Annotated in this window: 10 protein-coding genes; 2 read left to right on the top strand and 8 right to left on the bottom strand. The window is 49.0% G+C overall.

Features of this window, described 5'->3' with window-relative positions:
* Positions 1 to 207 precede the first annotated feature (207 nt).
* The 8 genes from CXK86_RS32120 to CXK86_RS17890 form a co-directional block, all read right to left on the bottom strand.
* Positions 208 to 411: a hypothetical protein gene (locus CXK86_RS32120; RefSeq protein ID WP_180361788.1), complete on the bottom strand. Its 204-nt coding sequence runs from the start codon at positions 409 to 411 to the stop codon at positions 208 to 210.
* A gap of 75 nt (positions 412 to 486) precedes the next feature.
* Positions 487 to 2,328: an ABC transporter ATP-binding protein gene (locus tag CXK86_RS17920; RefSeq protein WP_257467902.1), complete on the bottom strand. Its 1,842-nt coding sequence runs from the start codon at positions 2,326 to 2,328 to the stop codon at positions 487 to 489.
* On the bottom strand, positions 2,312 to 4,096 hold the full coding sequence (locus tag CXK86_RS17915) for an ABC transporter ATP-binding protein (RefSeq protein ID WP_101314193.1): 1,785 nt from the start codon (positions 4,094 to 4,096) through the stop codon (positions 2,312 to 2,314). The genes CXK86_RS17920 and CXK86_RS17915 overlap by 17 nt, the downstream gene beginning before the upstream one ends.
* 83 nt (positions 4,097 to 4,179) lie before the next feature.
* Positions 4,180 to 4,614 (bottom strand): MarR family winged helix-turn-helix transcriptional regulator, encoded by a 435-nt coding sequence (locus CXK86_RS17910; protein WP_101314192.1) that lies wholly within the window; start codon positions 4,612 to 4,614, stop codon positions 4,180 to 4,182.
* Positions 4,615 to 4,927: 313 nt separating this feature from the next.
* The gene (locus CXK86_RS17905; RefSeq protein WP_101314191.1) at positions 4,928 to 5,875 is read right to left on the bottom strand and encodes an iron-hydroxamate ABC transporter substrate-binding protein; all 948 of its coding nucleotides are present in this window, start codon (positions 5,873 to 5,875) and stop codon (positions 4,928 to 4,930) included.
* A 60-nt stretch (positions 5,876 to 5,935) separates the two neighbouring features.
* Positions 5,936 to 6,952: a FecCD family ABC transporter permease gene (locus tag CXK86_RS17900; RefSeq protein WP_076214398.1), complete on the bottom strand. Its 1,017-nt coding sequence runs from the start codon at positions 6,950 to 6,952 to the stop codon at positions 5,936 to 5,938.
* 2 nt (positions 6,953 to 6,954) lie between these two features.
* Positions 6,955 to 8,028, bottom strand: coding sequence for a FecCD family ABC transporter permease (locus tag CXK86_RS17895; RefSeq protein WP_101314190.1), 1,074 nt, complete (start codon positions 8,026 to 8,028; stop codon positions 6,955 to 6,957).
* A 99-nt stretch (positions 8,029 to 8,127) separates the two neighbouring features.
* The gene (locus CXK86_RS17890; RefSeq protein WP_180361787.1) at positions 8,128 to 9,858 is read right to left on the bottom strand and encodes an AraC family transcriptional regulator; all 1,731 of its coding nucleotides are present in this window, start codon (positions 9,856 to 9,858) and stop codon (positions 8,128 to 8,130) included.
* A 489-nt stretch (positions 9,859 to 10,347) separates the two neighbouring features.
* Here CXK86_RS17890 and CXK86_RS17885 point away from each other — a divergent pair, with 489 nt between their 5' ends.
* Positions 10,348 to 11,349, top strand: coding sequence for a Gfo/Idh/MocA family protein (locus tag CXK86_RS17885; protein WP_076214403.1), 1,002 nt, complete (start codon positions 10,348 to 10,350; stop codon positions 11,347 to 11,349).
* A gap of 21 nt (positions 11,350 to 11,370) precedes the next feature.
* Positions 11,371 to 11,994, top strand: a complete 624-nt coding sequence (locus tag CXK86_RS17880) for a pyroglutamyl-peptidase I (protein ID WP_180361786.1) — start codon at positions 11,371 to 11,373, stop codon at positions 11,992 to 11,994.
* The last annotated feature ends 1,028 nt before the right edge of the window (positions 11,995 to 13,022 follow it).

Genomic DNA, 13,022 nt, shown 5'->3' with positions numbered 1-13,022 from the left:
TACATTGAGTTCTATTACAACCGCAAGCGAATGCATGGCGCGCTAGGGTATCTTTCCCCTGCTCGTTTTGCGATGAAATTTACGGACAAATCCGCAGCGTAGTGTCTACTTTTTTGACATAGGTCCATCAGACACGTTATTTCCCAACATCCCATGAAAAAACGCTGAAAATGGCTGTTTATTTGGATATAACGTGTCTCAGGTTCTTTAGATTTCTGAGGGAGCTTCAAAAGCTTGAATAAGGCGCCTCAGATTCGTTAGTTTACGCTCTTGCTCTGTTCCAACCGCGAGCTGGACGATGTCCTCAAGCCCGCCCGGCACGGAGTGGAGCTTTTCATTTGGAATAGAGAAAATCCACTTTTGTGGCATATTGATCGCTTGTTCGCACGCGAAGGACATGTTCTCCCACATTCAGGATACAGCACATTCGCTTGCTCCGTACGCGCTAAGGTCCACTTCGGCATGGATTAACTTTGCAGAGTCGCTTTAGTTCGACTTATTGAGCTGTCCCTGATGTAACTGATAGTAGAATCCTTGTTGCTTCATCAACTCATCATGGTTGCCCCGTTCAGCGATCTGCCCATCATCAATGACGAGAATCTGATCGGCTTCACGAATCGTGCTCAGCCTGTGGGCGATGACAAAGCTGGTACGGTCTTTCATTAAAGTGCGCATCGCTTCCTGAATGTGCATCTCCGTACGCGTATCAATGCTGCTTGTTGCTTCATCCAGAATAAGAATGGCCGGATCAGCCAGAATTGCCCGGGCAATGGTCAGCAGTTGTCGTTGTCCCTGACTCAGGTTGCTTCCCCCGGAAATGATGGGGGTGTCGTAACCTTGTGACAGTTTTCGGATGAACGAATGTGCATTCGCCAGCTCAGCCGCTTGCCTGATCTGTTCATCGGTTGCGTCGGGCTTGCCGTAAGCGAGATTGTCGCGAATGGTACCCGAGAACAGGTAGGCATCCTGAAGTACAATGCCGAGTTGCCGACGGAGTTGATCCTTCTCCAGTTCCGAGATGTTACATCCATCGATGGTAATCCGTCCGCCTGTAATCTCGTAGAAACGGGGCAACAGGTTGATAATGGTCGTTTTGCCTGCGCCGGTGGGTCCAACAAGTGCAATCATCTCACCAGGTTTTGCAGTAAAACTGACCTTCTTCAAAATGTCTCGCTCCGCACTGTATCCGAAAGAGACGTCTTCAAATACCACTTTGCCTTGAATCTGATCCAGTTGTTTCTTCTGTTCCACTACGTATTCACCAGGCGTATCCATAATGTGGAACACACGTTCAGCACCTGCGATTGCAGCCTGAATGAGATTGTACTGATTGGCCAGATCGCTCAGCGGCCGCTCAATCTGGCGGGAGTAAGCGAGAAAGCTGACGATCAGTCCGATGGACGTCATTTCATGATAAGCCATCCATCCACCTACAGAAGCCAGTATGGCAAACCCGATATTGTTCATCACGTTCATCGTAGGTCCAACCAAACCCGAAACGGTCTGGGCCTGTGTGCTGGATGTGCGCAGTTTCTCGTTCAAATTCTCAAAATGTTGATGTGCCTGATCCTGACGGTTATAAGCCGCTACGACTTTTTGTCCAGCAATGGTTTCCTGAGCATACCCATTAAGCTCACCAAGCAATTTCTGCTGGGCGGTGAAGTGTTTACGTGTTCTTGACGCGATCAGGCGAGTGGCGATGGTAATGAAGGGTACAGTCACCAGACTGAGCAGGGTAAGCCGTACATCAAGTGCAAACATGATCGACAAGGAGCCAACGAGCAGGATGGCACTGGACATCAATTGAGTTACGCTTTGATTCAGCGTTGTAGATACGTTATCGATATCATTGGTCGCCCGGCTCATGAGATCCCCGCTTTGATTTTTATCAAAAAAATGGATAGGCAGCTCTTGCAGTCGGGAGAACAACGCATGTCGCAGATCTTTAACGGTCAGTTGGGACACACCAATCATGACATAGGATTGAGCCCACATCAGGAGTGAGCCAAGGACATAAACACTCAGCAAGAGGAGACATTCCTTCAGCAAACCCGCTGTTACTTTGGGAACGATATGTTCGTTAACGGCACGGCCGAGAAGGTAAGGTCCTGCCAGATTGAGCAGTGTTCCAAGAGCCGTCAGCACTAATGCAGCAATGACTCCTTTGCGATGACGTCCCATGTACGACCATACCCGGATCAGGGCATGGCGAGCATTTTTGGCTCTGACTTTGGGAACAGGTCCTCTGCCTGCTGGTCCGGGTCTTCCGATGGGAGGCACGGCCGTTTGTTGTATGGAGGAAGATGCAGGTTTAGCCAAATTGAACATCCTCCTTCCGTTGCTGCGAATAATAGATGGCATTATAGTGAGTCGAATGAGCCATAAGGTCATCATGTGTGCCCCTGGCAACGATCTGTCCTTCATCAATAACATATATACAGTCTGCATCCTTCACGGAGGAGATCCGCTGTGCAATCAAAAAGGTCGTGCTGTCTTTCATCAAAGATTGCAAAGCCTTCTGAATGCTCGCTTCCGTACGCAGATCCACAGCACTGGTGCTATCATCCAGAATCAGTACTTCCGGTCGCATGAGCAGGGCGCGTGCAATGGAAATCCGCTGTTTCTGCCCACCAGACAGATTGACCCCGCGCTGGCCCAGTTCCGTGTCATACCCGTCTTTCAGTTTCATAATAAAATCATCCGCTGCCGCAGCTTGTGCCGCAGCACGCAATTCAGCATCCGTTGCACCGGGCCGGCCGAAGCAAATGTTATCCCGGATGCTGCCGCTGAACAGAATGGATTCCTGTAGCACAATGGACACACGGCTGCGAAGATCTTGAAGATCCCAGTGACGAACGTTCACCCCATTCACGAGCACTTCACCCTGCGAAGCATCGTATAGACGGGGAATCAGCTGCACCAGCGAGGTTTTGCCTGAACCTGTTGAACCGATCAGGGCCACTTTCTCACCCGGGCGAGCCTTCAGGTTAATGTCAGTGAGTGCATGGTCTCCGTCATAACGGAAAGATACGTCTCTGAACTCCACTTGACCGCCTGTGTGGGAGGGAAGAGAAGACGTTTGGTTTCGGGACTGATCACGAGTAGACGGGGATGACTGTACATTCCCGGAGTTATCGGTTCCCGATTGAATATCCGGCTGTGTATGTAACACCTCGTTGATCCGTGCAGCAGATACCTTGGCGCGGGAGAAACTCATCATCATCATGCCGATGGACGTGAGGGAAGAGAGTACAACCGTGACATAGTTGATAAAAGCAATCAGATCCCCGGCAGCAATATCGCCTCCGACTACCTGGAAACCTCCGAACCACAGCACCGCTACAATGGTAGCATTCAGCATCAGGCTGAGCACGGGTGCATTCAGTGTGACAATACGCCAGGCTTTGACGGCGGTTGTAGTGTAATCTTCGTTGGATTGCTTGAACCGTTTTTTCTCCAGACGTGCACGTGCAAATGCTTTGACGACACGAATGCCGGCAAGATTCTCCTGAAGCACAGCGTTGACCTGATCAAGCTTGCTCTGCACACTGGCGAACAGCGGATAGGAAGCTTTTATCAGAATAAATAAAATAATAAACAGCACCGGTACAGTCGCAATAAGAATTAAAGCCAGCTTTACACTGATCGTAAACGCCATGATGATACTACCGATGATTAGCATTGGTGAACGGATAAACATCCGTAGCAGCATCTGTACAAAGGTCTGCATCTGGGTAATGTCACTGGTCAGACGAGTGATCAGAGATCCTTCCTGAAACGTATCCAGATTGCGGAAGGAGAAGGTTTGAATATGGTCAAACAGTTCTTGGCGCAGATCTGTGCCGTATCCAACGGCAGCTTTACTTGAATAGAGTGTACAGCCTGCGCCGCCAACCCAGCCGATTAACGCAACAAGTAGCATGATCAGACCTGTAGTCACGATATGGGGCAGATTCCCTGCAAGTACACCATCATCCACGATGCTGGACATCAGCTTGGGCTGGAGCAGGTCCATGGTAACCTCAAGTACCATGAGCAGCGGGGCGACGATTGCCGCCGACTTATACGGGGTCAAGAATCGTTTTAACGTCCACAATAGGGAATCACCTCAATCTTCATAGCATAAGTGAATCAATTTCATAATACCTTTAGCTGCTTCAATCGCGAATCTGCATCACCTCAAGCTTCACGCAAGTTTTGGAGCATACGCTGTGCAAGTGCAGCCATGATCTCGGATTCTTCCGGTGTAAAATCTTTCTGGGCTTGCTGTTCCAACTCCTGAATCACTTCTCTCAATTCTTGTAGCGCAGAGCGCCCTTGATCCGTCAGGTATACCCGCAAACTGCGCATATCTTTCGGGTCTGCTTCACGTCTCACATAACCGGATGATTCCATGCGCTTGAGCATCACGGTTACCGTTGCGGGACTGCGCTGAAGTTGTTCGGCCAGGTTTTTCTGGGATTGGCCATCTTCCCGTTCAAGCTGGAACAGCAAAGGGGGCTGCCCCGGGTATAACTCGGGGTGGTTCACAAGTTTCTCATGAACCTTGTAGCGTTTCAGTTTCACGAGTTCGGATAGCTGGCCCATTAACCGATCATTTTGGACTGGGTTCATATCATCTACTCCATTTCTACCTTCGTTCCATCTTCTCGGTACAGAAAACCAGACTTTTTGAACATGCACATTTAGTTAGTCGACTAACTAAATTTTAAGTTTGATTTGATATATCGTCAAGTGAATGCAAGTCGTTAATTTTGGATTTAAGGTATTTCCAGGTCGATTGGCTGGAAAGTAAACAAGTAAAATAGATAAGAAAAAAACAAAAACCTCTACTTTGAGCGAAAGAGAGCATGATAACTAACTCTGTTCCGGTCTCTAAGAGAGGTTTTTTGGTATTGTCACACGTTAAGTGTGGAGTGTAAGAAAATTATTTTTTGGAGAACATTTCTTTGGCTTCATCCATGGCCATTTTATTACCGATCGATGAGTAATCCAGCCAAGGTTGTGCACCAATCGGGTAGACATGGCCGGCTTTGACTGCTTTCAGGCCTTGCCAGATCGGATTGTTTTGTAGCTCCTTGAACATGGTCTGGGCTTCATCATCCGAATTCACAACTACAAAGATCGCATCTGCATCATAGTCCGGCAATATTTCACGGGAGACGACTTGATACGGTTTAGTCGAATCGATATCTGTGATCCCTTTGGCAGGAGTCAGACCGAGATCCTCATACAAAATGGGACCCATGGGACGGCGTGTACTGAATACACGTAATTCTTTGGCAGTAACACGGATCGCCATCACAGTACCATCACCAATCGTGTCATGAATCAGAGATTTCACTTCTTCCGTTTCGGTTGCGTAGTCCTGAATGTATTGCTCAGCTTCCTTCTCGCGATTTACGAGTTTGCCAATGTCTTTCAGATGGTCGCGCCATGTACCGTCATCCAGATTGAAGACATGCACCGGAGCAATTTTTTCGAATTTGGCAAGATCACCACCGGAGAATTCTTCGTCCAGATAGATCACATCGGGTTTCAGGGCAAGCAAAGCTTCCATATCCGGGTCTTTAACCGGACCAAGTGGCGTTGTATTTTGAAGTTGATCAGCAACATGGGACAGGAAACCTTTGGCTTCGCCACCGATAACGGAACCAACCGGAGTAATGCCAAGAGACAGCAGATCATTGGTCAGATGGATCGACATGGAGGCAATACGTTGCTCTCCCGAACTTGCACTGTTGTCTTGATTCTTGGTTGAAGTATCCGTGGACGAACCACCAGAAGCAGATGATGAATTATTGGTCGTTCCACAGGCTGCAAGCACAAGCACCAGACAGATACTCATGACAAGCATAAGATTTTTCTTTAACATGGGTAGTCACATTCTCCTTGAACATCTCTTGGATGTCTTTATTGTTTTTTGAAAAAAAGATCACTTGCTTCGTACTAACAGGTACAAAAAGTAAGGTGCACCAATCGCAGCAACCACTACGCCTGCCGGAATGGCATTAGGCTGAAAGATCGTTCGCCCGATCGTATCAGCGGTCACCAGAATAACCATACCGATGAGCCCGGCAGCAGGGATCAGATGCCGATGCATCGGACCGACAAGCCTACGCGCCAGATGTGGTGCCGCCAGACCGATAAAGCCGATTCCACCAGCCATCGATACACTGACGGCAGACAAGGCCACGGCACAGAGCAGCAAAATAACACGCTGGGATCGAACAGGCGTCCCAATACTGGTTGCGGCAGCATCACCAAGGTTGAAGGCATCAAGCGTTTTGGATCGACTCCAGATGTACGAGATACATAACACCACCCAAGGAAGCAAAGCTTGTACATGAATCCAATCCCGGCCCCAGACGCTTCCTGCCAACCAGCGAGCGGCAAAGGAATAGGTGTCTTCATCCAGACGCAGGGAAAGGTAGAGTGTCAACGCATGGAACCCGGCCGCTACCGCGATTCCCACCAGAATCAGCTTAATGGGTGATACGCCGTTGTGCCGATCATAAGATAACAGCATGATGATCAGGGCGGCAGCAACACTGCCTGCAAAAGCAAACAACGGGATCAGCAAGGCCACAGAACCATCCATCGTAAAGGAGAGACTAACAAACACCATTAGTCCAAATGCAGCCCCTGCATGTAATCCCAGAATGCCCGGGTCCGCCAATGGATTGCGGGTGATCCCTTGCAAGGCTGCTCCGGCAATACCAAGTCCCGCTCCGGCCAGTACAGTTACCAGGATGCGAGGCAGTCGGTAATCAAACAGTACAATCTGATCATCCGAACTGCCATTACCAAGCAGAGTCTGTAACACAGCCGCTGGGGAGAGACGAATGGTTCCCGTGTTCAGGCTGATCACAATAACGGCAATGGCGATACAGAGCAGCGTGATACTGACAACTATCGAACGTTTACCTCGTGAAGGTGTATTAAAATTCATCGCTACAAGGCCCTCCTTTCTTTACGGGCCAGATAGAGGAAGAACGGTACACCGACAAAAGCGACCATAATGCCTACCGCGAGCTCCTCGGGCGGGTTCACGATGCGTGAGCCCAGATCGGCGAGCACCAGTAATATCGCTCCAAGTAGAGAAGACATCGGAATGATGAGTCGATAATCTACACCCACCAGTTTGCGTGAGATATGAGGGATGACGAGTCCGACAAATCCAATCGAGCCTACTGCCGACACGGACACACCAGCCAGCACAACAACCGCCGCGAGGGCGAGAAACCTCGTCCAGCGCAAGTTGATCCCGAGATTAATCGCCACTTCTTCACCGAGTGACATAAGGGATACACGCCGGGCGAGTGGCATGATCAGCACCAGCGTCACGAGCAGCACGGGAAGAATTAACTTCAGATGCCGCCATTCAATTCCGCCAAAACCACCCGCATACCAGAAGGCCAGATCCTGACTCAGGTCAAAATAAATGGCAACACCTGTGCTGAGCGAGGTTAACATGGCTGCAATAACCGCTCCGGCAACGGTCAGTCTGATGGAATTCAGACCACCAGGTGCTGCCATTCCAAGCAGGAAGATAAGCAGTGTGCCCAGAACAGCTCCCACGAATGATAAAAACATAATCCAGCCGTATGGCAGTCCGGGCCAAAAGGCAAAGCTCAATGCTACGACAAAAGTGGCTCCAGCATTGATGCCCAGAATGCCCGTGTCTGCCAGCGGATTACGCGTAATGCCTTGCATTAAAGCTCCTGCAACGGCAAAAGCAGCGCCGATAATAACCGCGGCAAGGACACGAGGCAGCCGCAGCTCATGAATAATCTGATGTGGTGTCAAAGCTGGGTTGTACTGAAGTATGGCAGCCCATACGGTTTCCAGAGTTAGTCCTTTGGCACCTAAAGAGATTGCGACAAACATACTTAGCAGCAGTATGGCTATGGCAGACAAAAACGTCAGCCCAACGGTCACTGCAGATTTTCTTGAATTAGACGGACGATGTGGCAGTCCCGGATGTTGAATACGGGTCACTCCTTTGGTACCAACAACGTATTTCATTGTTATTGATTATCATTATCAATTAGTGATCATTATAGAATCTTAATTCAGGCCCGTACATGGCATAAATTAAGATTCTGGAGATGGACATTTTTTAGATTACAAAAGTGAAGGTTTGTTCGTCAACATAGAGAGCGCTTCATCGAGCTGGATGTTGATGGAATATGGAGCATATACGACCCACGAGTTCCAGTCGATGAGATGTACACGTCCGTTTTTTACCGCAGGATGGCTGTTCCACAGTGGATTCGAAGCCATCTCTTTCAACAGTGTTGCCTTTTCATGCATAGAATTAATCGCCAGTACCAGCACATCTGCCTCAAGTCCGTCCCATTCTCCTGGTGTGAAGGGCAGCCAGTTGAATCCAACGCCGGGAGATTTGCCAGCCAGTTCGGTCTGAATACGCTGAGGAGCGGCCAATTGCAAGGTTCGATAAAAGACATGTCCAAAGTTCCGATGACTGTACATCCGTGGACCTTTAGGGGTCAACGTGGCCACGGCAACGGTGATGTTCCCGAGGAGTTCCTTGATTTTTTTGCGTGCACGCTCTGCCTTGCGTTCATGTCGATCCAGCCAATCTGTCGCTGCCTGGGTACGATCCACAATGGATGCAATCTGATGCAGATGACCAAAGACATCTGTCTGATTCCAGGGAATCGTGATGATGGGAGCGACATCGCCAATATGCTCCATCGCTTTGGCAGCTGCATTGTCCTTGGTCAGAATCAATTCAGGATTCACATCCAGGAAAGCCTGACGTCCCTGTTCCCAAGGTTCGTAGGCGTGGAAGGGCAACGTCAGCGATTTGGGCATATGAGGAAGATGGCCTTGGATCTGAGCTGCGCATGGCGTGATACCAAGTGTCATCAGGTGGTCCGTGTATGGATAGGAGAGCGACACGATATTTCGGTGGACCTGCTTCGAATAGGAAGTTGGCGCATAACCGGCATGGTTTCGGAAACGTCGGCTGAAATAAAATTCGTCACGGTAACCCACTTCACGAGCCACATCACGGATACGCAGATCTGAAGTGAGCAGCAATTCCTTGGCCCGGTTCATACGCAGATGAGTGATGTATTCAATCGGATTTTTCTGCATGCGGCTCTTGAATAGCTGCGAGTAATAGGACGGGTGCATGTCAGCCAGTTCAGCCAGCTTTTCCAGCTTGATCTCGTGCATATAGTTTTCGCGCATGTATTGCAGGGTGGACCTGAGCCACTGTTCGGGTTCATCCTGCCCAGCCCCCACGTCAGTCTGGTCTTCTTGAGGCCAGAGCATATGTAACAGTTCCGTCAGGAAGAGCTGTGCTTTCAAGCCCCTTTCCAAACCTTCATTGCTTAATTGTGTAAGCTGTGCGGCAATGCGCTGTATACCGTAAAATGGGCCCTGAATCCAGCCTGTAACAGGTGAACTGAGCTCACGTTCGTAGATTCGTCTGGCTTTTGTTTTCTCCGTAGCCCGATACATATCAAAGTGAATGATATACAGTTCAATATCATGGTCTTCATCACTAATCAGTTCAATTGCAGTTCCTGGTAGGGACAGACAAGCTGATTTGCGAACCACGTGAGATTGGATTCCATTCAAGATCAGTTGGCCTGTGAATTTGTGCATGTATATGAAGGTATGATGAGCTAACTCAGTTGTGGACCAGCGCCATTTCCCACGGGTTATAATATGTTCTGCCTGACGAAGTTCGATCAGGGTATCATTCAAGAATGCATCCAGGTCTGCTCGGATTGAGGATTCCTTTTCTGCATTGGGACTCGTCTGGTGATGCAACGTGTGTGGATTCATGCCGCTGTGGGCGGTACCGGGGATGGTAGTCATGGTGCTATGCAACCTCCTCTCTTTGGAACAGTTTAGGTAATAATTGAATCTGGAACGTACCATATTTTCTCGGACCTGAACGTCTTTATTGAACGTCTATTGATACGTTTGGCATGATGTAGTGAATACTGGCTGCCTTGTCAAAAGCACGTTTGCAGTATAGCCAGATGTTTTATTAATAGCACAGGGTATATGATCCCGTTATCAGATGTGATCGATAGTTTAACCAGATTGTCGCTAGTTACAAGTATGTTTACGGACAAGACTTCTTGGCCCTAGTCTGCTGATAATCTTAGCAAATCTACTGGAGAATTGAAATGTACACAGATATGTTCGAGGCCCTGATGAGCTTGAAGTCTATTGAAAGCACATAATCGAAATCGTTTTCTGACGTAAGCGTTTCTTTTTGGTAAAATAAAGGGGATAACATGTTGGCCTGATCTGAATCATGAACCTTTTCAACTCAAATTGCAGTAGGGAGGCTTTAATATGACAGAAGTAGTGGGACGGGACAAAGTACGCTGGGGCATTATGGGCACGGGATGGATTGCATCCCAGTTTGCAAGGGATCTGGAGCATGCGGGAAACGCTGTGAAAGCAGCGGTAGGTTCACGGACAGCGGGAAGTGCGGAGAAGTTTGCAGATGAATATGGTTTTGCACGCGCTTACGGTTCTTATGATGAAATGCTGCAAGATCCTGAGGTAGATATTATCTATGTGGCAACACCTCACCCTGTGCATAAGGAAAATGTAATGGCTTGTCTGGAGGCAGGCAAGGCGGTGCTCTGTGAAAAGCCGTTTACGATGAACGCGCGTCAGTTGGAGCAACTGGTGGAGACGGCACGGGAGCGTAACCTTTTCCTGATGGAAGGGATGTGGACACGCTTTTTGCCACCGATCGCTCAAGCCAGAGCATGGATTGCAGAAGGACGAATTGGTGAAGTACGTTTGCTCCAGGCAGACTTTGGATTCCGTGTCGGCTGGGAGCCGGAAGGTAGGTTGCTTAATCCGGATCTGGGTGGAGGCGCATTGTTGGATGCAGGGGTGTACCCGATCTCCTTTGCATCGATGATCTTTGGTGAACAGCCCCAGCATGTATGGAGTACGGCCAATATCGGTGAGACGGGTGTGGACGAGCAATTTTCCGTGTTGTTGTCCTATTCCGAGGGACGTTCTGCATCACTGAGTGCTGCCATTCGTCTGAACCTTAGCAATGAAGCGGTCATATACGGTACGGAAGGCAAGATTCGTCTTCCTTTATTCTTGGCGGGTAAAGAAGCCTATCTGCATGTGAATGGTCAGGACGAGCCGGAGAAGTTCACGGATGATCGAACATGTATTGGTTATGCTTTTGAGGCAGAAGAAGCGGGACGTTGTATCCTCGAAGGTCGGACGGAGAGCAACACCATTAAACTGGACGAATCCTTGGAAATCATGAAGCTGATGGACACGATTCGGGGCCAGTGGGGATTACGTTACAAATCGGAGTAAACAGACAGGAGCTGACGTGTGATGGTGAAGATTCTGATATCCGGGTTTGAACCTTTTGGCGGGGATGCAGTGAATCCGACGGGGGCATTAATGGATGCTCTTGCAAACGAAGTGATCGAGGGTGCTGAGCTAAAAACAGTACTGTTGCCCGTGCACTTTGATGAATGTGCAGACCTGCTAATCGCAGAGATGGGAGCCTATCGGCCAGATGTCGTCATCGCCTGTGGGCTGGCCAAGGGCAGAACATCCATCACACCGGAGCGGATCGCCGTGAATGCCAAAGACATTCCGGCAGGCTCCTACGCGGATAACCAAGGACAGCGTCCTGTGGACGAGCCAATTGTAGACGGCAGCCCGGACGGTTTGTTCTCCACGTTGCCCATTCGTGCCATGGTGAATGACATGTCCGCAGCGGGTATTCCCGCTACCGTGTCCAATACAGCAGGTACATATATCTGCAACAACACGATGTACCGGGTGCTGGATCACATTCGAGTAGGGCAACTTCCGATACGTGCCGGATTTGTACATTTTCCAGCCTCCACAGAGATGGCGGTGTTGCAGCCTTCCGTCCCTTCGCTGCCTATTCCCATGATGCTGGATGCGCTGCGGATCATGATCCACACGGTTGTGGCTGATTCGTAGGGATGGTTCCGATTGTTCGGCTGCGGTTGCAGCAGAACGTAGGCGAGGGTTGGATTCGTAGACCGCCGTTGTGAGAGGGAGAGCAGTGGGTTGGGATGATGGGGTACAGTAGGGTTCAAGATGACGTGGAGAGCGTGTAGTTGCATGGTTTTGTCTGCTTCGATCTTGTGTTGAGCAGAGTGTTAGATATGAGTATAAATATGAAGTTGAATATAAAGTGAAAAAAAGAGCTGTCCCATCGTCATAAGTCTGACGTTAGGGGACAGCTCTTTCTATTTCGTGTGTCATGTGTCATGGGTAGTGTAGTCCAACATGGTTAGTGAGGTCACTAGTTTGCAGCAAAGAATCTTGATGAGTGTTTTTTGCCTAGTTAAAAATTAGACTCTAAAACCGCAAACCGCAAACCGCAAACCGCAAACCGCAAACCGCAAACCGCAAACCCGAAACCCGGTAAGGCTTATATAACTGTTGCTGGAAGGTAGGAATTCAGCAAAACAGGTACGGGGCAGTTAAAGGACAGACTCCGATTCGTGCCCTCCTGAATACGACCTTTACTAACCCTAAGTAACTAAGCTCTTAAGAAACAAGACGCAAGGACACCACCATCACCCTGGCTAGCTAAGTGGTTTGTATCCACGAAAACCCCGAATAGACTTCTACGAAGCTTGCTCCTCAGAGTGTCTTGGAACGGACTCTAACGAACCGAGCACACTCTATTCTAGGAAAATCTGCACATACCAATTTCTAACGAATCGTAGGATCGTTATTGGGTGGAATGAAGCGAATTTGTTGGTGATATGACCGATTTCTAACTGAATAGAGTGTCTGGGATTCGTTAGAATTTTCGTAGCATGGTATTTGGCTAAATAAGGTGCACTGGGTTCGTAAGAGAAAAAAACTGCGAATTTGTAGCACCCTAAGTCTACTTTTAAAAACCACTTAAATTTCGAATCCCCGAATAGGCGCTTCTACGAAGCTTGCTCCTCTGAGCGTCTTGGAACGGACTCTAACGAACCGAGCACACGCTA

The organism is Paenibacillus sp. BGI2013, from assembly GCF_002843485.1.
Classification (GTDB): Bacteria; Bacillota; Bacilli; order Paenibacillales; family Paenibacillaceae; genus Paenibacillus; species Paenibacillus amylolyticus.
This window is presented reverse-complemented; position numbering and strand designations above follow the sequence as displayed.